Here is a 20,185-nt window from a genome sequence, read left to right on the forward strand (position 1 = left end):
AGGAGCCCTACTCGCCGTAGGGCACCCAGATGTTTTTGACTTCGGTCGCAGCTTGCAGGAAGCGGCGCGACTGGTCCACGCTCCAATCGATTGCTGTCGCGTTATTGACCCAGGTCCGTTTCAGGTTCCCGGCTGAGACGGCTTCGATCTCTTTCGAGAGGTCGGTGGATGAGAAGGACCAGACCGCGTCCACGTTCAGGTGTGAGGCCAGCGGTTTCGCCAGTTCGTTATGGCTGCCGGTCAGGATGTTGACCACACCGGCGGGCACGTCCGAGGTTTCGAGGATCTGGTAGAAATCCGTCGCGGCCAGCGGATAGGGCTCAGAGGCGGCCAGAACCACCCGGTTACCCATCGCAATCGCCGGGGCCATGGCCGAGACCAGGCCCAGCAGCGGGGCCTCATCCGCGCAAAGCGCGCCGATCACGCCAACGGGTTCTTTCATGGCGATGGCCACGCCCCGGATCGGTACACCATGCACCTGACCGTCATATTTGTCGGCCCAGGCAGCAGCGGTGAACAGGCGCTGGATTGAGGTTTCGACCTCTTTCGCGCCGTCCTTCTTGCCGGTCATGCTGTCAATACGCGCAGCGAACTCACCGGCGCGGGCGGAGAGATTCTCGCCGATATAGTACAGGATCTGTGCCCGCAGATGGCCGGTGGTCTTGGACCAGCCTTTGGCACCCGCCGCAGCCTCAACCGCGTTTCGCACATCCTTGCGATTGGCAAGACCCACATGGCCCAACAGGCCGGATTTACCCCAGATGGGCTTCGAGTATCCACTATCGGGTCGCGCTTGTTTACCGCCGATATACATCTTGGCGGTCCGGTCGATGGGGTCGACCGGAGCCCCTTCACCCATGACCGCCTCGACCTTGGCCAGAGGTTTCGCCTTGCCTTTGGGTTTGGTATAGGCCGTCAGCCCCTCCCAACCGCCTTCGCGACCAAAACCGCTTTCGCGTACACCACCAAACCCGGCGGCGGCGTCGAACAGGTTGGTGGCGTTGACCCAGACCACGCCCGCAACAAGCTTGGGCGCGATGTCCAGTGCAAGGTTCACGTTCTCGGTCCAGACCGTCGCGGCCAGACCGTAACGGGTGTTATTGGCCAGTTCGACCGCCTCCTCCGGGGTGCGGAAGGTGGACGACACCAGAACCGGGCCGAAGATTTCCTCCTGCATCAGCGGGTCCGAGGTCTCAAGCCCCGAGATCAGCGTCGGCGGGTAGTAACAGCCATTTTCCGGCAACTCACAGGCGGCTTGATGCATCTGTCCAACAGTGTTGCTTTCGACCATGCTCTTGATGGTCTGCAACTGAACCGGGTCCACAACCGCGCCGACGTCAATGCATTTGTCCAGCGGATCACCGATGCGCAAGCCGTCCATCCGAGCGCGCAGTTTCTCGTGGAACCGGTCGGCGATGCCTTCCTGCACCAGCAACCGCGAACCAGCACAGCAGACCTGACCCTGATTGAACCAGATCGCGTCGACCAGCCCTTCGATGGCGCTGTCGATATCAGCGTCGTCGAACACGACGTAAGCCGACTTGCCGCCCAACTCCAAGGTCAGCTCCTTGCCCGAGCCTGCCGTCGCCTCACGGATGCGGCGACCCACGACGGTCGAGCCGGTAAAGGCGATCTTGTCTACGTCTGCGTTTACGATCATCTCACCCACTGCGCCGTCTCCGGTCACGATGTTGACCACGCCCTTCGGCAGACCGGCCTGCGTGCAGATATCGGCAAACAAAAGCGCGGTCAGCGAGGTATATTCGGCCGGTTTCAGAACCACCGTATTCCCCATCGCCAGCGCAGGCGCGATCTTCCACGCCAGCATCAGCAGTGGGAAGTTCCACGGGATGATCTGGCCGCACACGCCCAAGGCCTGCGCGTCGGGCAGCTCGCTTTCCATCAGCTGCGCCATGCCCGCGTGATAGTAGAAATGCCGCTGGGCCAGTGGGATGTCGATATCGCGCGACTCGCGGATCGGCTTGCCGTTATCCATGCTCTCCAGCACCGCAAACAGGCGGGAATGCTTCTGCAACAGACGTGCTACGGCATAGAGATACCGCGCACGGCCTGCGCCGCCAAGTTTCTCCCATTTCGGTTGCGCCTTGCGGGCGGCGGTGACTGCAGAATCCACATCAGCCTGCTTGGCCTGGGTCAGCTTGGCCAGAACCTCTCCGGTTGCAGGGTTGCGGCTGTCGAACCCCTTGCCGGGTTTGGTGAAGGCCCCGTCGATGTAGTGGCCGAACTTGTCGCCCTGATCGACCAGCCAGGCCAACGCCTCAGCAGCACTTTCTGGGGCAGGGCCATAATCCATGGTTTCGAAAATCTCTTTGACTGTCATTGTTTTGTCCTCAGCCCATGGAGTGACGATAGCCAGCGGAGTAGGACCCGGTGACATAATGTTCCAACTGCCGCTCGATATCGCCCAGCAGCGACGAGGCGCCAAAGCGGAACAGGTCGGGTTCCAGCCAGCGGTCACCAAGTTCGTCCTTGATCAGCGAAAGGTAAACCAGCGCGTCCTTGGCCTTGGAAATCCCGCCCGCGGGCTTGTAGCCCACGCGATAGCCGGTGCGGTCGTAATAGTCACGGATTGCCCGGATCATCACCAGTGACACAGGCAAAGTGGCATTAACGCTTTCTTTCCCGGTCGAGGTCTTGATGAAATCCGCGCCCGCCATCATGCAGACCAGCGAGGCGCGGGCGACGTTGCGCAGGCTGCCCAGCTCTCCGGTTGCCAGAATGGCTTTGACATGGGCATCGCCACAGGCGACGCGGAACGCCTTCATCTCATCATACAATGCTTGCCAATCGCCCGACAGCACATGACGGCGTGAGATGACGATGTCGATCTCTTCGGCCCCGGCTTTCACGCTTTCCTCGATCTCGGCCACGCGCAGGTGAAATGGCGACAGGCCAGCCGGAAACCCGGTGGAAACGGCAGCCACCGGAATCCCAGTGCCCTTGAGCGCATCGACGGCGGTTTCGATCATGTCGTGATACACACAGACCGCGCCAGTAGTGATCGCAGGCATGTCCAGCGCCTGTAAAGTGGCGGTTGCAACCGGTTGGCGTGCCTTGGCGCACAGTCGACGCACCCGTCCCACAGTGTCGTCACCCGACAGTGTGGTCAGGTCGATCATAGTGATCGCTTTCAGCAGCCAAGCCGCCTGATAGTCTTTCTTCACCGATCGCCGGCCGGGCAAGGTTGCTGCGCGGCGCTCGATCGCTGAGGTGTTTGCCTGCACGGCGCGGACCCATTCCAGATCGAGGTCCATCCCGGGGTTTCGGGGTTCGGTCACTTGCGGCAGATGCGCGGTGCGCACGGGGCTGTCTGAGCTCTGCGTTTCCATCGTCACGTCCTTTGGGAGGTTTGCGCCAAAATCGCACGGGCCGCGCCCAAATGGAAGGCATCAGAACCGCGAGGTACGGAATTATTTGACCATTTGGACAAATAATGTGGAATTTGTTGCGAATAGTTCTCAATAGCGTTGACTTAATTGCGAATGGTTCTCATATTCAATCTCAACTGAACGCCTGATCCGAGGTCTGAATATGATTCGTCGTCATTTCCTTGCCGCATTGGCCGTTGCTGCATCGCTTCCGCTCGCCGCATGGGCCGAAGCTCCTCTGAAAGTCGTCGCAACAACCGGCATGATCGCAGATGCGGTGCGTCAGGTTGGCGGGGATCAGGTGGACGTGAAGGGCCTGATGGGGCCAGGCGTTGACCCGCATGCGTATCGCCAGACCCGCAGCGACATCGTCGCAATGACCCGTGCGGATCTGGTTCTGTGGCATGGCCTGTATCTGGAAGCGCAGATGGAGGACTTCTTTGAAGACCTCGCGCGCAAACAAACTGTGGTTGCTGTGGCAGAAAGCGTCGATAAATCCAAGCTGCGCGCCCATGACGACTATGCCGACAAATACGACCCGCATATCTGGATGAGCCCAGCCTTGTGGGGCGAGGTTGTCGCTGAGGTTCAGGCCACATTGACCGAAGCCCGCCCTGACTCGGCAGACCTATTCGCGGCAAATGCCGAGGCTCATCTGGCCGAGTTGGACGCTTTGGCGGCTTATGCAGAACAGTCTTTGACGGCGGTGCCGGAAGCAAGCCGTGTTCTGCTGACGGCCCATGATGCTTTTGGCTATTTCGGTGCGGCCTATGGCTATGAGGTGATGGGCGTTCAGGGGATCTCCACCCAGTCTGAGGCCGGGTTGAACCGGATCGGAGAGCTGGTCGATACGTTGGTCGACCGTCAACTGACCGCTGTCTTCGTGGAAAGCTCAGTCTCCGACCGTTCGATGCGCGCGCTGATCGAAGGGGCTGCGGCCAAGGGGCACGAGGTTTCGGTTGGGGGCGAGCTGTTTTCGGACGCCATGGGCGTCGATGGCACCTATGAAGGCACGTATGTCGGCATGCTGGACCATAATATTACCGTGATTGCAGGTGCTTTGGGTGCCGACGTGCCCGAGCGCGGTCTGAACGGCAAACTGTCGGCGGGGTTCTGAGCGATGCTGGAACTGGCCGCTTCACAGGGTGTTTCGATCGAAGATCAGAGCGTTGAATCCAGCCCGTTGGCCGTGCGAGGTCTAACCGTTTCTTATGGTCAGAAACCGGCGGTGTTCTCGGTCGATATGACCGTTCAACCCGGTGCCATGACAGCGATCATTGGTCCAAACGGCGCGGGAAAATCGACCCTTTTGAAAGCGGCGCTTGGGATCGTGAAACCTCTGTCCGGTCGGGTGACCGTGTTCGGAAAGTCGCTGGAAGATCAGCGCGCCCGGATCGCTTATGTACCGCAACGCGCCAGTGTGGATTGGGATTTCCCTACCCGTGTGATTGACGTGGTGTTGATGGGTTTGTCGCGGCAGTTGGGCCTGTTGGGCCGGGTTCGAGCGCGCCACAAAGCCCGCGCGATGGACTGCCTGAACCGCGTTGGCATGCGCGATTTTGCGGATCGCCAGATCGGGCAATTGTCGGGCGGGCAGCAACAAAGGGTCTTTCTGGCCCGTGCTTTGGCGCAGGACGCTGATCTCTATCTGCTGGATGAACCCTTTGCCGGGGTCGATGCGGCGACGGAAAAGGCCATCATTGCCGTGTTGAAGTCGTTGAAAGAGGCGGGCAAGACCGTGGTGGTTGTGCATCACGATCTGGCAACCGTCACCGACTATTTCGAACATGTCTTCCTGATCAACACCCGTAAGATTGCTGAAGGTCCGGTATCTGACGCGTTCACTGCTGAAACCCTGCAATCCGCTTACGGTGGGCGTCTGGCAACCGCGCAGATCGATCAGATTTCGCGCGCAGTCGGGTAACATATGCTTTGGGATGCGCTTAGCCTGCAGCTTGGCTATAACGCCACGCTTGTTGCCATTGGTGCGACCCTGCTGGGGGTGTCAGCAGGTGTCACCGGAACCTTCCTGTTTTTGCGCAAACGCGCGCTTGTCAGCGATGCGATCAGCCATGCGACCCTACCGGGTGTGTGCCTTGCCTTCATGCTGCTGGTCGCATTCGGTGGGGATGGTCGCAATCTGTTGGGCTTACTGGCCGGATCGGCGGTTTCGGCCTGGATTGGTCTGCTGTGCATGAATTGGCTGACACGCCACACGCGGCTGGCCGAAGATGCCGCGATTGGCGCGGTTCTGTCGGTGTTTTTCGGCTTTGGCATTGTCCTGCTGACCGTCATCCAGAGCATTGGCGTTGGTCGTCAGGCAGGGCTCGAAGGGTTCTTGCTGGGCTCGACCGCCGGGATGCTTTGGGCGGATGCGATGATCATTGCGATTGGCGGCGCGGCAACGCTGGTGCTGGTGATGATTCTGCGTCGTCCAATGACGCTGGTAGCGTTTGATTCTGACTATGCGACGGCCCAGGGCTTGCCAGTGCATCGGATTGATCTGGCGATGATGGGGCTGGTGATGGCGGTGACCGTGGTCGGGCTGAAGATCGTTGGCCTGATCCTGATTGTCGCCCTGCTGATTATCCCGCCTGTCACGGCGCGGTTCTGGTCTGACCGTTCTGATCGTGTGGTGGTCCTTGCCGGTATGGCAGGTGGAGTGGCAGGCTATATTGGGGCCGCGTTGTCCGCCACAGCACCGAACCTGCCGACCGGACCGATCATTGTTCTGGTCAGCTTTGGTTTCTTTGTCTTGTCGCTGCTATTTGCCCCGATCCGAGGTGTTTTGGCCGCTGTTATGCGTCACCTGCGGTTTCAGCGCCGTGTGCATATCCGGCAAGGGCTGCTGGCCCTGGCACAAGATCAAAAGATATACGAGCCGCTCACGCTGCGCCTGCTGCGTCGTGCCGATCTGGTTCGTGCTGATGGGGTGGCAACCGAGGCCGGAAAGGCGCGGGCGGCCAAGGCGTTGCGAGACGAAAAGCGTTGGGAAGTTGTGCGCGCGGATCAGGCGCATGAGGCGACGGCAGCGCTCTATGACGGTTTGAGGGACATCGAAACCGTACTGACCCGCGATCAAATCGCTGAGATCGACCGGCAGATCGGTGGCCCTCAGGAGATTCCGGCATGAGTGGTGAAGAGTTCGTTCCGCTGTCCCTGACACCGTTGTTGATTGGCACCTTTGCGGCCATTGCCTGCGCGCTGCCTGGCAACTTTCTGGTGCTGCGCAAACAGGCGCTGATCGGGGACGCGATCAGCCATGTCGTGTTGCCGGGTATCGTTGTGGCGTTTTTGGTCACCGGTGCAATCTCAACCTGGCCCATGATGCTGGGCGCGGCAGGTGCGGCGATTGTCGCGGTGATCCTGATCGAGGCGATCCGGCGGTTGGGTCAGATCGAACCCGGTGCGGCGATGGGCGTTGTCTTCACCACCATGTTCGCAGGCGGTGTACTGCTTCTGGAACAGACCGATACCTCGACCGTGCATTTGGACGTGGAGCACGCGCTCTATGGCAATCTGGAAAGCCTGATCTGGCTGGATGCCACAGGTTGGTCCTCGCTTTGGGATATCGAAGCGCTGGTGGGCTTGCCGCCCGAACTGCCCCGGATCGCAATTGCATTGCTGGGGGTTCTGCTGTTCACCTGGCTGTTCTGGCGCCCGCTGAAAATCTCAACCTTCGACGAAGGCTTTGCGCGCACCTTGGGAATTCGCACCAATGCATTGGGTCTGGCGCTGGTGATTGTGGCTGCAATTGCTGCTGTGGCGGCGTTTGATGCGGTCGGCTCGATCATAGTGATCGCCATGTTCATTTGCCCGCCCGCTGCGGCGCGGATGATGACCAACCGGCTTGAGGCTCAGGTCGCCTGGAGCGTTGTGTTCGCCGTGATCTCTGCTGTGTCGGGATATGTGCTGGCCGGTTACGGACCGCTTTGGCTGGGCGCGGCGGATGCGGTCAGCGCGGCCGGTATGATTGCCACAATGTCGGGTGTGATTCTGGCTCTGAGTGCGATGTTCGGCCCTTGCCGAGCCAGAGTTGGTGCGCACACGACAGCGTGAATTGGCGCTTTCCTGCCAGTGCTTTCCGCAGGTCATCGGCTGGACTCTGCCCAGATTGTTCGAATGTGACTCTTAATGAGCCTTCTGAAAATGCGCATGGTACGCGTGACGGTAAGATTTCGTTACCTACCACTCACTTCAGAACGTCCGGGTGGTTGAGGACAAGCGGCACCTTATTTGGAACCCGCCCGCAACTGCCCGGACACCCCCTCTCTCAGGTTTAAAATCAAATCGAAGCCGATGCCAAAATCGGTGGCGGAATCGTAGTGCCATGTGCTAGTTGTGGTGGTATGGCGCAAGCAAACCCCAATATCAGCGACATTCGCCCGGTTATTCGGCAACTCGACGATGCAGCGATCAATCGGATCGCAGCGGGCGAGGTGGTGGAACGCCCGGCGTCGGCTGTGAAGGAACTGGTCGAGAATGCCATTGATGCTGGCGCCAGCCGGATCGCCATCGATATCGCCGATGGTGGCAAGACCTTGATCCGGGTCACGGATGATGGCTGCGGTATCTCCGCCCAGGATTTGCCGCTGGCCTTGTCGCGGCATGCGACCTCGAAAATCGACGGCTCGGACCTGCTGAATATCCATACATTCGGGTTCCGAGGCGAGGCTCTGCCCTCGCTCGGCGCTGTCGGGCGTTTGACGATCACCAGCCGAGTGCCCGGTGCCGAGGCTGCGCAAATCCACGTAGCTGGTGGCAAGATGGAGGCGGTGAAACCCGCTGCTCTGCGCGTGGGCACGGTGGTTGAACTGCGCGATCTGTTCTACGCTACGCCCGCCCGGCTGAAATTCATGCGCACGGATCGGGCCGAGGGTCAGGCGATCACCGATACCGTCAAGCGGCTGGCGATGGCGGAACCGGCCGTGACCTTCTCCCTGCGCGATGTCTCGGGTGGCGGTGAGGGGCGCGTGACCTTTCGTGCTGACCGTGAGAATGGCGATTTATTTGACGCACTGCACGCCCGCCTGGCCCGCGTGATTGGCCGCGAGTTCGCCGAAAACGCTCTGCGTATCGATGCCACACGCGAAGGGCTGCGCCTGTACGGATATGCCGCCCTGCCGACTTATTCCCGTGGCGCGGCGGTGGCGCAGTACCTGTTCGTCAATGGTCGCCCGGTCCGGGACAAGATGCTGACTGGCGCCCTGCGCGCGGCCTATTTCGATTTTCTCAGCCGGGATCGCCATTCGGCCGCGGCGTTGTTCATTGATTGTGATCCTATGCTGGTCGATGTGAACGTCCATCCGGCCAAGTCCGAAGTGAGGTTCCGGGATCCGGGCGTTGCGCGCGGGCTGATCGTGTCCAGCCTGCGCCATGCGCTGGCCGAGGCTGGGCATCGTGCATCCTCGACCGTGGCTAATGCAACGCTTGGGGCGATGCGCCCGGAACCGGCACAGGCGACCCCGGCGCGGGTCTATCAGATGGACCGGCCAACCCCTGTGGCGCGCCAGGCCGCGTACCGGGCGCAATCTCCGGGTTTTGCGGAACTGGCCAATGACTATAGCGGCAGCATTGTTGCACCGACCCCGATCGAACCGGTCGCCGAAGAACCACCGGCACAGGACCTGCCTTTGGGCGCGGCGCGCGGACAGGTGCACGAGAATTACATCATCGCCCAGACCGCCGATGGCATGGTGATTGTCGACCAGCACGCTGCACATGAACGGCTGGTCTACGAGAAACTCAAGGCTCAGATGGCCGAGAGTGGCGTCGCCGCGCAGGCCCTGCTGATTCCCGAGATCGTAGAACTGTCCGAGGGCGATTGCGCCCGCCTGATGGCCGTTTCCGATGATCTGTCCCGCCTTGGCTTGACGCTAGAGCCATTCGGTGGCGGGGCTATCGCCGTGCGCGAGACCCCGGCCATTTTGGGTGAGGTCAATGCCCGCGCGATGATCCTGGATATCCTCGACGAACTGGTAGATCAGGGCGAAAGCCAAATGGTACAGGCCAAGATCGAGGCGATCCTGAGCCGGGTGGCCTGTCACGGCTCGATCCGCTCGGGTCGCCGGATGCGCGCTGAAGAGATGAACGCCCTGCTGCGCGAGATGGAGGCGACACCCTATTCCGGCCAATGCAACCACGGGCGGCCCACTTACGTGGAATTGAAACTGAGCGATATCGAGCGGCTGTTCGGGCGCAGTTGATCCGATGCTCCAGACCCGTTAAGAAGACGAAAACAAAACGAGAACATATTGAATCACATGATCCAGATTGCAGGCGCACAGATCCCAATAAATGACCCGGTCGTCCTGACCGTAGCCGGGTTTGTTGCGCTAATTGTGCTGATGTTGTTCCTGTCGCTGCGGGCGGCCAACCGTTCGGCCCGTATGACAGAACCGCTGGCGCGGCAGATGGCGCATCTGGGTCAGCATGTGCAGCAGTTGGGGCAGGGGCAGGAACAGTTGCGCGGTGGATTGCAGCATGTTTCGGACACGCAGGCCAATGCGCAGGTGCAGGTGATTCAGACGGTCGAGGCGCGCCTGTCCTCGGTCCAGCAGCAAATGAACGATCGGCTGGCCGATAACGCGATGAAATCGGCGCGTGCGCTGGCCGAGATGCAGGAACGGATGAAGGAATCGCTGCATGGCTCGTCGAAACAGACGGCAACCTCGCTGACCCAATTGCAGGAACGTCTGTCGGCCATCGACAAGGCGCAGGACAATATCACCAAACTGTCTGGTGATGTACTTTCGCTGCAGGATATCCTGTCGAACAAACAGACGCGCGGCGCGTTTGGTGAAATTCAGTTGAATGACATCGTCTCTAAGGCGCTGCCGTCAGACAGCTTTCAGTTGCAGGCAACGCTGTCGAACGGGCGGCGCGCCGACTGCCTGATCCATCTGCCGAACCCGCCGGGCCCCATCGTGATCGATAGCAAATTCCCGTTGGAGGCCTATGAGGCGCTTATTGGCTCGACCAATGATATGGAGTTGAAAGCGGCGCTGCAGATGTTCCGTAGCACCGTGCGCAAGCACATCAACGACATTGCCGAGAAGTATATTCTGGATGGCGAAACCGCCGATGGCGCGCTGATGTTTCTGCCGTCCGAAGCCGTCTATGCCGAGCTGCACGCCAAGTTCCCCGAACTGGTGCAGGAAAGCTTTAACAAACGGGTATGGATCGTTTCGCCCACCACCTGCATGGCGACGCTGAACACCATGCGCGCGATCCTGAAAGATGCCCGTATGCGCGAACAGGCGGGCGCGATCCGCAAGGAACTGGGTGCGCTGCACAAGGATGTCGAGCGTCTGGGCGATCGGGTGATCAATCTGGATCGTCATTTCGGACAGGCGGCCAAGGATATCTCTGAGATCAAGATCAGCGCCGATAAGGCCGGGCGCAGGGCGCGCCGGCTGGACAATTTCGACTTTGAGGAGTTAGCTCCGGACGACTCACATGACGTTGTTCCGCTGGCGCGCCAAGAAGGCTAAGCCTGCGCTTGTATCGGCGTCGCAAGATCATGGGGCGCACTGGCAGAGATATGGCAAAAGATGTTCCGCCGTCAGAGGTTGCCGAACTGCTGGGCAAGGCTGAGCAGGATGCTGAACAGATTGTTGGTCTGTTGCGTATGCTGGTGGCTTTTGGTTTGGGGGTCTTCTTTCTGGTAACAGTGCAACCGGTCCAGAATACGGGTCATGCCGTGTTGGAACGGCAATGGGTATCCGCCCTTGGCACTATGTTCGCCTATTTTGCGCTTGGCTTGGTCACGTGGACGGTTGCGCGACAACAGCGCTTTGCCGGCTGGATGGCCTGGCCGGTTTCCGCCGCAGACGCGCTGTTTCTGGTTTTCAATGTCTGGCTGGGAATGCGCAATGTCGGCCTATCCGGCGACGCGGTGTTTGTGCTGCCAGCGGTGTGGCTGGTGCCCGTCGTGCTGGCCTTTGGCGTTTTGCGGGGCAATCCCAAGGTCATGGCGCTGCAAGTTACGCTGCTTGTACTGGGATTATTGTATCTGATCGGTCAGGATGCGGGGCTTTCGCGGGGGCAAGATACAAACCCGATCTGGTTGTTCCTGTCGCGGCCGCCCAACCTGATCCGATTGTTCATGATTACGCTTGCGGGTGTTGTCCTGATCGTTGCCGCCTATCGGGTAAATGCGCTGTTGTTCCAGTCGGTGACCGAAGCGCAACGCCGCGCGAACCTGACCCGATACCTGCCTGCGCAAGTGGTCGGAGATCTGGGCGAAAGCGGTTTGTCAGCGCTGAAACAGGGGCGGCGGCAGCTGGCCGGCGTGATTTTTATAGACCTGCGCGGCTTCACGACCTTGTCGCAAAACTTGCAGCCCGAGCAGGTATCCGAGCTGATCACCTCGTATCGCAGCCGTGTCTCCAAGGTGGTTCGGCAAGAGAACGGCATCATCGACAAGTTCATCGGGGATGCAGTGATGATTGTTTTTCAGGGTGACCGGGCGGCCGAACGCTGTTTGCGCTGTGGGCTTGGGCTGTCACGTGAGATGCGCGATTGGAGCACCGAGCGCAGGCAGGCAAAGCTGCCCACGTTGGATACGGGCATCGGCCTGCATTGGGGCGAAGTTTTTGTTGGAGTGATTGGTGATCAGGAGCGGCTGGAATATTCGGTGTTTGGTGACACGGTCAACATCGCGGCCCGGTTGGAAAGTCAGACGCGCTCAACAGATATGGCTCTGATCCTATCATCCGCGTTGATCGACGCCGCAGGCGCTTCGGTGGCTGAAACCGAACTGCTATCGCTACCCCCGGTAGAAGTACGCGGGCGCAGCGGTGCGTTGGATGTATACGGAATACCCCGGCAGGATCGCAGTGCCTGACTGAACTTCAGATGCGGAGGAAGGGCTGGAACAGCCGGGGCATCAGCTTGTTGAACTTCAATGGCGCATCTGTGACGGCGAGACAGATACAATCCTCTGACATGTCGGCCACCGGAGTATGCTCCAGATCCTCATCCGCAATCTCGACATCGCCGCGGGCAAAGCGATCGACCTCGTCCGAGAAGGCGCCTTGCAAAACCATGGTCAACTCGGTCCCGTGATGCCCGTGATCCGGCACGGCAACGCCCGCCGGAATGAACAGCAGCCGCGCTGTGGCATCCTTGGATGTGGGCAGGATCGCCTGTTTCACGCCCATACCTATGGATTTCCACTGGATGTCATCTACGGTTCCGCCAACATAGTCCTGCAGTGGCGTTGGCAGGACGGCGCAGCCCGGTTTCGCGGGCTTAGGGGTCGGTGCGCCTTGGGCGATCAAAGCCATGGTGGCAGCCAGGGATGTGTCGCTCATGCTTGCTGTCTCCAGCTGCTCCTCAAGCACATGCCCACCCACAGCGTCAAAGCTTTCGGCGCGCGCGCGGCAGTGGTCGCACAGTGACAGATGGGTCGCGACCATCAGGTCGAACGCTTCCGGCAGAGTGCCAGCGGCATAAGCCATCAGCAGATCGTCCGTCAGGTGATGTTTGATCGGGTTCTTCATCTTACTCATCTCAATTCATCGCATGGCGCAGGCGGTCCAGCGCCAGCCGTATCCGTGATTTGATCGTGCCCAGCGGCAATCCGGTCTGAGATGCAATCTCTCGATGGCTCAGATCTCCGAAGTACGCCTTCTCGATCAGCTGTCTCTGCGCGTCTGGCAACGCCGACAGGGCGGTGCGCAGTTGCGCGGTTTCCTGTTGTAACGCAAGGACATCGTCCTGATCAGGCTCGGCCTCGGGACCCCATCCCAACTCTTCCGGTTCGGGGCGGCGCTGCTTGCGCAGTACGTCAATGCGTTTGTTCCGAGCAATCGTGAACACCCAGGTGGCCACTGTGGCCCGCGATGGATCGAAAAGATGGGCCTTGTGCCACAAGGTCGCCATCACCTCTTGCGCGCATTCCTCAGCCAGCGTGGCGTCTGACCCCGATTTCATCAGGAACGCCTTGATACGTGGCGCGAAATGCTGGAACAGCTCGGCAAAGGCCGCCTGATCCTGCGCATCCCGGATACGCCTGACATGATCCACCCACTCGGTTCTGGCGTCGCAACTGCGATTCGTTCCGTTCACCTGTCTACCCCTGGTGCGTTTCTTCGCGCGCCAAGGCTGACGGGCGGCCTGTTCAGCCGCAGGTTCGTCCAAGGTCACGGTATTGATCTCGGTAAACATAACCACATTACGCAGGGCGGCCCAAGGCGGATCACTTTCCTGAGACAAAATAATCCAATCGGCGCTAGATTTCGTATCAGTTATGACAGCTCTTTGGGGAAAAGAGCGCCATTCGAACAGTTTACAGGTCAGACAGGATACGCGACGACATGAAGAATATCGACCATATCGCAGGCCATACTTATCATGGTCGCAAAGGCGCAATTGAGAATGCGTTTCGCTATTCGGTTGATTACATCCTGTTTGATCCCGAGGCGCAGCTGACAACGCCCCTTCTGTTTTCGATGGATCGGGCGAATATCTTCAACTGGCGGCGCACTGATCACGGAGGCGTGCCAAAGCAAGGTGTCGGTGCAAACTGGCTGCGCGCCCGCTTTGATGAGTTGGAGGTGCCGCAGCCCGCGCAGATCATGTTGCTGACGCAGCCCCGCGTGCTGGGCCACGTGTTCAATCCGGTCAGTTTTTGGCTTTGTTTTGACAATGACGCGCAGCTATACGCGGTTGTTGCCGAGGTCACCAATACCTATGGAACCCGTCACAGCTATGTCTGCCATAAGCCGAATTTTTCACCTATTGGCCCGTCTGACCGGGTGGTGGCTGACAAGCTGATGCATGTGTCTCCGTTCCAGCAAATCGAAGGAAGCTATACGTTCCGGTTTGACTATCGCCCTGATCGCGTGGGCGTCTGGATTGACTATGAACGTGCGGATGGGGGGCTGATTGCCACGTTGACCGGGCCGCGCCAACCACTGACCAATCGCACGATCCTGTGGTCTTTGCTGCGCCGCCCTTTTGGAGCGCGGCGCACGTTTACCCTGATCGTTTGGCAGGCGCTGAAACTTTGGCTCAAGAAAGCCCGGTTTCGCCCGTTCCGCAGCGCGCCCGTGCCCGATCACCCGGTATCACGCACCCGGCACTAAGCTGACTTTTGTTTGCGTAAGATCAAAGACGCGGGCCTTTGGAATGGGTCTGATGGTCTGAGACCGCGAACAGAAGGAGCTGGAAACATGCTGGAAATCTCGGCAAGAAAAGTCGCACAGGTGGCCATGATGGGCCGTGAGCTGGACCGGGCCGAAGGAGAACTGCGCGCCTTTGTCGACCGGATGAGTGAGGACGAACAGGCCGAGCTGGTTGCGATCATGTGGATCGGGCGCGAGAGTTTTTTCGCTGAGGATCTAGCTGAGGCGATCGCAACTGCAAGGTCCGAAGCTTCAACCCCGTGCGCTGACTACCTGATCGGAACGCCGCATCTGTCAGACCATCTGGAGAATGGGCTGGATGCGCTGGGGATTTCGGCCGAGGATGTTGAGAACGATCTGATGTAGTGCTGTGTTGAGGGGGGCGAGGGGCCAGCCCCTCGCGCTCCCCGAGGTATTTTTGAACAGAAGAAGAAATGGTTGGTCTGCTTGGGTAGGTATTGTCAGGCCAGATGATCCACGATCTGCAGATGCTGGGCCAGAGTGTCGATTTCCATCATCCAGTGATGGACCAGTTTCGGATCATTCGGGGCCGCGTGGACGCCTGCTGGAATCGCGCGGTTCAAAACGGCTTCGATAGCCAGGGATACCGGGATCGACACCAGACGGGCCATTGCCGTACCCCGTTCATCACCCCAGGCGTCGATCACATAGGTTTTGTGCCAGACTTCAACGCCGTCTTTCTCGGCCTTGAGGGCAACGCATAGAACCACGCGATCCGGTTCACCTTCGTCATAGGCGTTCTCGGCCCAGAACTGATCGGACATGTCTTTCAGGCGGGCGTCGCCTTCGGGACCCGAGAGGGTTTCGATCTCGGTGAATACGTTCGACCAGGCGTCGGCCCAGCCGTTCAGGCGCAGGGTGCCGCGGACGAATTCTTTGACCGGCCAGTGATCTTCGAAATGGTACTGTGCCATGAACGGGATCGAGTCGCGATTTGGGTAAACCTCGAAGCTCTCCGGCGTCGGCAAAGGCGCGATATAGCTGCTGATTGCGTCCCATGGGCGGGCGACGTCCAGCGGGGCGTAATCGCGGATGGATTTGGACGGAGAACGCAGGGCTTTGAGAACGCCCAAGGGGGACCAACTGAATTTATAGCGGAACGGGTTCGGGTTCTTCGGGATACCGCCGCAATAGGAGATGAAACTCAGGTGGTTTTGCGGATCAAACGCGTCTGAGGCGCGGTAGTCATCAACCAGCGCATGCGCCATCAGGTGGTCGATGCCGGGGTCCAGTCCGACCTCGTTTACTAGCGCCACACCGGCCTCGCGGGCTTTGTTGTCCAGCGCGCGCATCTCGGGGGCGATGTAGGACGACGAGACAAAGTTTGCCTGTTTCGAGATGGCCAGTTCCGCCAGCGGTACGTGCCAGTCGCCCGGCAGCATGGAGACGATTACGTCGCCCTGTTCCAGCACTGCGCCCAATGCGTCGATGTCGAAGGCGCGGATGTCGTTGGTCAGGTCTCCGACCTCGGCTTTGGCCTTTTCGACGGTTCGGTTCCAAACGGTAACCTTGTGCCTGCCTTCGATCAGGCGGCGCAGGCCGGGGATGGCCGAAAGGCCGGTGCCACACCAGTGAATCGTCATCGCTCAGATTCCTTCGATATGAGTTTTGTAGGTTGCTTCTGCCCGACCCCAGACGCCGCTGTCCAGATCGTTCAGAGACAGCAGAGAAGCTAGCAATTGCGCGGCGTAGTCCTGAGAGCTTTCGACCGGCAGCATCGACGGCAGATTGTCGATGGCCATCACGTCCATCACTGGGTCGGTGGCGACGCGCAGAGCAGGAGCTTCCCACGTGGTGGCGCAGTCATAGACCGGGACCGGGTTGTAGTCGCTGTCCGGGTCGCAGGCCACGTCACCGATGGCGGTCAGCCTGCGCGGTGCGGTCAGCGCGTCGCGCGGAACAAAAACCGGCGTGCCGGGGCGCGCGAAGATGCAGTTCAGGAACAGGTCATGATCCAGGATTTCTGGGAATGGCCCTCCGCTGGCGGTTTCGTTCATGTCCCATTTGGTGACGGTGACTCCCATCGCCTCACACAGGTCGGCAGCACCGGTGCCGACACGACCCAAGGCGCCGATGACGATTGCGCGGGGACGCTCTGCGCCTGTGGCGTCTAGTTCAGCCAAAAGCTCGGCGTTTAAGGCGTCTTTGTCAGAGTACACGCCAACTGGCGGACATTCTTCGCCGCGTTGTTGTGCAGCCCATGTTTTAAGGGTCACAGCCGCTCCGGCATATCCAGCCCAGTATCCAAAGGCGGCAACCCGGCGGCCATCTTCATCGACCAGATACTCCAGGTCGTATAGCGTGCCGCGCCCGGCCTTGAACCGCTGCAACAATGCGCGGCCCGAATGCTGGCCCTTATAGGCATGGCCGAACATGATATGGCGATGGGGCAGGGGTGTGCCATCTTCGGGCAGCTCCTTGAGGCCAAATATGATCGCATCCAATGGGGCCTCGGGCCAGGAATTCTCTGGTGCGATCTCGCAGCCCGCGTCTTTGTAGCCATTGATCGGAATAGCGCGGACAGAGCTTTCCTCGATCGTCACGCGGATGCCAGCCGAGATCAGCGCAGCGGCGCCTTCGGGGGTCAGACCGACCCGTTCCTCATTCGGACGCTGTTCTGCCCGGACCCAGAGATGTGTCATGCAGTTTCCTTTGCTCAGAGCATTCCGGCAGCGCGCACGGCCTGGATAGAAGCCCGCGCCTCCATCGCTTCGCGGAAAGCGACGATCTTGGGAAAGGCTGACACATCGACGCCGTCGCCTTCCAGCCAACTGCAGACGACGTAGAGGTAAGCGTCGGCCAGCGAGAATGCCTCACCCAGAACAAGCGGCCCACGCAGCGCGTTGGCCGAGATATACTCGCAGGACGCGGTCATGTTTTGCGCGACCTTCGCCGTCATATCCTTCCAGCTGGCTTCCTTATCCGCCCAGCGATGCCCGCGTTGTTTGTGGGCATGGTTCACATGCATGGTCGAGGCGAGATAGAACATCACCTCGCGCATCCGGGCTGCCAGCATCGGATCGGCAGGCACCAGCCCGACCTCAGGCGCTTTGGCGGCGATGAATTCCAGCAACGCGCCGGTCTCGGTCAGAATGCCCCCGTCGACCACCAGCGCCGGGACCCGACCCTTTGGGTTGATCTGTTTGTAGGCCGGTTTCGCCTGCTCGCCCCCGGCGAAGTCCAGCTTGATGGCCTCATAGTCCAGCCCCGCCTCTTCCAGCGCGATGGCAACGGCAACCGAGATGGTGCGGGGGGCGTAACAAAGCTGCATCGGTGTCTCCTTACAGGTGCGTCTGTGCGAATTGCCGATCGGGCGTTTCCAGATGCGGAACGGCGTTGAACAGAACCGGGCTGAGATGCGCTCCAATCGGATGCAGACGATGCATCGACGTGTTCATGATGGCAAGGGCGACGCGCGCCATCGAGGGAATATCCAGACCCATCGCTTGCCGCACCACCATTGAGATCAACCCACCCGAGGTTACAACGATGGCGGGCCCACCTTCGGTCCCGATGTCCCGCAACGCATCGCGGACGCGGGTTTCGAAGTGTTCAAAGGTCTCGGGCGTGTTCTCAATCAGGCCGTTGGCCCAGGCGTCAAAGGTCTTGGGCAGGTGCTCGACAAAGCCCTCGCGATCTGTGGGGATGGCAACGCCGTGTTGTTCTTCGAACAATTGCGCGAGGGTGAAGTATTCGATCTCATTCAACCGCGGGTCGCGGATTGGATCAGTCAACCCCATACTGGCGGCGGTTTCGGCATGCCGGATCAAAGTACCGCAATAGGTTCGGGGGTAATGGCTGCGCGTATCGCGCAGATGCGCGCCCAGCCAGCGGGCCTGCTGATGCCCCAGATCGCTCAGCTTGTCATAGTTCGCCTCGTCCCGCGCTGCCGTGTTGGCCTGCCCGTGCCGCACCAATGTAATATGTGACATATCGGTCCCTCTTATGCGGATGTCTTAGGGCAGGTTCCGGGTCGGGGCCAGAGCGGTTTCCCTTTGGCGGCAAAAAATCCTTACAGCTTTTTGTGTTCTGGCTATGGTTGCCGCGACTATGCGTCTGGAGGACCTATGAGCATCGATCCAAATCGCTTTCTGGCCGATCTGCACAAGCTGCGCGAATTCGGGGCGTCGGGTGTCGGCAAAGGTGTCGTACGTCCGGCCTATTCCCCAGCGGACATTGCCGCGCGTCAATGGCTTGCGGGTCGTATGGCTGAAGCAGGACTGGAGCCGCATTTTGATCCGGTTGGGAACCTGTTTGGACTTGCCCCGGGCACGTCTTTGCTGATGGGATCACATTCCGACAGCCAGCCCGAGGGTGGCTGGCTGGACGGGGCGCTGGGTGTGATTGCCGCGCTTGAAATTGCGCGGTCCAGTGATCAGCCGATCTCAGTCGTCAGTTTTCAAGATGAAGAGGGCCGCTTTGGCGTGACCACTGGATCAGCGGTCTGGTCAGGTGGGCTGCCGCTAGAACAGGCCGATCCGCTGACCGACGGCTCTGGCATTACCTTTGGCGCGGCCCGATCCGAGATGGCAGAACTGTCACATGGTTTTGTTGAACCATCCCGGTTCCGCGGTTTCATCGAAATGCATATTGAACAAGGCCCCGCGCTGGACGCAGCGGGGCAGCACATCGGTGTTGTCTCCGATATTGTCGGAATCCGGGATATGTCGATCACCTTTGAAGGGCAACAGAACCACGCGGGCACCACGCCAATGCATTTGCGGCGCGATGCGTTTCAGGCTTTGTCGCTGTTTAATGCAAGACTCAATGACCGGTTCCGCAACGTGGTGACCCCTCAGACCGTGTGGACCATCGGACGCGTCGATTTGCATCCCAATGCATCCTCCATCGTCCCAGGGCGCGTCCGTTTCTCGATGCAATGGCGCGATGGCGATGGGGGCCGGCTGATCCGCATGGAGGAAATCATTCGATCCACCGCGCAGCAGGTGGCCGACGAGCTTGGTATGACCCTCAACTACGGCCCAATGTTGGGGCTAGAACCGGTGGCCATGGACCCGACACTGCGCGCAGCGTTGGAGTGTGGCGCGGAACATGTCTCATCCGGCAACTGGCGCGGGATGCCATCGGGTGCGTTGCACGACGCCACCAATGTCGCCCGCGTGATGCCAGTTGCGATGCTGTTTGTGCCTTCGATCAATGGAATCAGCCATGATTTCGCCGAGGATACAGCCGAGGATGACCTGGTCGCTGGTCTTTGCGTATTGGAACATGCTGTAAGAGCTTTGGCTGGATGATCTGAATAAGGGGCATGGAATATGTAAGTTTCCCAGCGTATTGACCAAGGGTAAGGCGCTGTGGCGGGATATGTGCCTTTGAATAAATGCTGGGATGCGCATGGCCTGCAACCACGAGTGTTGCCTAACGGAAAAAAGTTTCCTATAGGAACATTATTGATGCATACGCCCGTATACAGGTCTGCCGCATTAAAGCCCTGCCATCAAAATTCCGGGGCTGAATCGTTGCAAATTTTGCAGCTTGGGTCAGACTGATGCGCATGCGTTGCGACATTTAGAGACGAAAGGCAGTACCCGCCATGACTTCACCGAAACGCACCCCTCTTTATTCTCTTCACGTTGGTTTGGGAGGAAAGTTGGTTGATTTTGCGGGATGGGAGATGCCTGT

General features: G+C 59.7%; 18 protein-coding genes. 10 read left to right on the forward strand and 8 right to left on the reverse strand.

Annotated features, from left to right (window positions below):
• Window positions 1–7: 7 nt before the first annotated feature.
• Both AC2FFE_RS17600 and deoC read right to left on the reverse strand, forming a co-directional pair.
• Complete coding sequence (locus tag AC2FFE_RS17600; RefSeq protein WP_496847245.1) at window positions 8–2,341, reverse strand: aldehyde dehydrogenase family protein; 2,334 nt, start codon at window positions 2,339–2,341, stop codon at window positions 8–10.
• A gap of 10 nt (window positions 2,342–2,351) precedes the next feature.
• Complete coding sequence (gene deoC, locus AC2FFE_RS17605; RefSeq protein WP_496847246.1) at window positions 2,352–3,350, reverse strand: deoxyribose-phosphate aldolase; 999 nt, start codon at window positions 3,348–3,350, stop codon at window positions 2,352–2,354.
• A gap of 202 nt (window positions 3,351–3,552) precedes the next feature.
• On the opposite strand from deoC, the gene AC2FFE_RS17610 reads away from it, so the two are divergent.
• The 7 genes from AC2FFE_RS17610 (at window position 3,553) to AC2FFE_RS17640 (ending at window position 12,237) form a co-directional block, all read left to right on the forward strand.
• A complete protein-coding gene (locus tag AC2FFE_RS17610; protein ID WP_496820634.1) occupies window positions 3,553–4,506 on the forward strand; it encodes a metal ABC transporter solute-binding protein, Zn/Mn family in 954 nt (317 codons plus the stop codon).
• Window positions 4,507–4,509: 3 nt separating this feature from the next.
• Window positions 4,510–5,313: a metal ABC transporter ATP-binding protein gene (locus tag AC2FFE_RS17615; protein ID WP_496820635.1), complete on the forward strand. Its 804-nt coding sequence runs from the start codon at window positions 4,510–4,512 to the stop codon at window positions 5,311–5,313.
• A 3-nt stretch (window positions 5,314–5,316) separates the two neighbouring features.
• Window positions 5,317–6,522, forward strand: coding sequence for a metal ABC transporter permease (locus tag AC2FFE_RS17620; RefSeq protein WP_496820636.1), 1,206 nt, complete (start codon window positions 5,317–5,319; stop codon window positions 6,520–6,522).
• Window positions 6,519–7,448 (forward strand): metal ABC transporter permease, encoded by a 930-nt coding sequence (locus AC2FFE_RS17625; protein ID WP_496847247.1) that lies wholly within the window; start codon window positions 6,519–6,521, stop codon window positions 7,446–7,448. The genes AC2FFE_RS17620 and AC2FFE_RS17625 overlap by 4 nt, the downstream gene beginning before the upstream one ends.
• 290 nt (window positions 7,449–7,738) lie before the next feature.
• Entirely contained in the window at window positions 7,739–9,595 is a 1,857-nt protein-coding gene (gene mutL, locus AC2FFE_RS17630; protein ID WP_496847248.1) for a DNA mismatch repair endonuclease MutL, read from the forward strand.
• 57 nt (window positions 9,596–9,652) lie between these two features.
• On the forward strand, window positions 9,653–10,882 hold the full coding sequence (locus AC2FFE_RS17635) for a DNA recombination protein RmuC (protein WP_496847249.1): 1,230 nt from the start codon (window positions 9,653–9,655) through the stop codon (window positions 10,880–10,882).
• A 50-nt stretch (window positions 10,883–10,932) separates the two neighbouring features.
• Window positions 10,933–12,237, forward strand: coding sequence for an adenylate/guanylate cyclase domain-containing protein (locus AC2FFE_RS17640; protein ID WP_496847250.1), 1,305 nt, complete (start codon window positions 10,933–10,935; stop codon window positions 12,235–12,237).
• Window positions 12,238–12,244: 7 nt separating this feature from the next.
• On the opposite strand, the gene AC2FFE_RS17645 is transcribed toward AC2FFE_RS17640, so the two are convergent.
• Both AC2FFE_RS17645 and AC2FFE_RS17650 read right to left on the reverse strand, forming a co-directional pair.
• On the reverse strand, window positions 12,245–12,895 hold the full coding sequence (locus AC2FFE_RS17645; protein WP_496820650.1) for a ChrR family anti-sigma-E factor: 651 nt from the start codon (window positions 12,893–12,895) through the stop codon (window positions 12,245–12,247).
• A 10-nt stretch (window positions 12,896–12,905) separates the two neighbouring features.
• On the reverse strand, window positions 12,906–13,421 hold the full coding sequence (locus AC2FFE_RS17650; protein ID WP_496820651.1) for a sigma-70 family RNA polymerase sigma factor: 516 nt from the start codon (window positions 13,419–13,421) through the stop codon (window positions 12,906–12,908).
• Between the two features lie 290 nt (window positions 13,422–13,711).
• Here AC2FFE_RS17650 and AC2FFE_RS17655 point away from each other — a divergent pair, with 290 nt between their 5' ends.
• Window positions 13,712–14,482, forward strand: coding sequence for a DUF1365 domain-containing protein (locus AC2FFE_RS17655; protein WP_496847251.1), 771 nt, complete (start codon window positions 13,712–13,714; stop codon window positions 14,480–14,482).
• A gap of 87 nt (window positions 14,483–14,569) precedes the next feature.
• Window positions 14,570–14,887 (forward strand): DUF3775 domain-containing protein, encoded by a 318-nt coding sequence (locus tag AC2FFE_RS17660; protein WP_170655855.1) that lies wholly within the window; start codon window positions 14,570–14,572, stop codon window positions 14,885–14,887.
• Between the two features lie 95 nt (window positions 14,888–14,982).
• On the opposite strand, the gene AC2FFE_RS17665 is transcribed toward AC2FFE_RS17660, so the two are convergent.
• From AC2FFE_RS17665 to AC2FFE_RS17680, 4 genes are read right to left on the reverse strand one after another with little or no spacing between them, the layout of a single operon-like run.
• On the reverse strand, window positions 14,983–16,125 hold the full coding sequence (locus AC2FFE_RS17665) for a saccharopine dehydrogenase family protein (RefSeq protein WP_496847252.1): 1,143 nt from the start codon (window positions 16,123–16,125) through the stop codon (window positions 14,983–14,985).
• Window positions 16,126–16,128: 3 nt separating this feature from the next.
• Complete coding sequence (locus AC2FFE_RS17670; protein WP_496847253.1) at window positions 16,129–17,184, reverse strand: saccharopine dehydrogenase; 1,056 nt, start codon at window positions 17,182–17,184, stop codon at window positions 16,129–16,131.
• 14 nt (window positions 17,185–17,198) lie between these two features.
• Entirely contained in the window at window positions 17,199–17,813 is a 615-nt protein-coding gene (locus tag AC2FFE_RS17675; RefSeq protein ID WP_496847254.1) for a glutathione S-transferase family protein, read from the reverse strand.
• 10 nt (window positions 17,814–17,823) lie between these two features.
• Complete coding sequence (locus AC2FFE_RS17680; protein WP_496820645.1) at window positions 17,824–18,474, reverse strand: histidine phosphatase family protein; 651 nt, start codon at window positions 18,472–18,474, stop codon at window positions 17,824–17,826.
• 135 nt (window positions 18,475–18,609) lie between these two features.
• Between AC2FFE_RS17680 and AC2FFE_RS17685 the strand changes: the two genes are divergently transcribed.
• Window positions 18,610–19,797 carry a Zn-dependent hydrolase gene (locus AC2FFE_RS17685; protein ID WP_496820646.1) on the forward strand — a complete coding sequence of 396 codons (1,188 nt, stop codon included), beginning with the start codon at window positions 18,610–18,612 and terminating at the stop codon, window positions 19,795–19,797.
• Window positions 19,798–20,185 lie beyond the last annotated feature (388 nt).

This window comes from Ruegeria sp. YTSA168 (assembly GCF_059610045.1).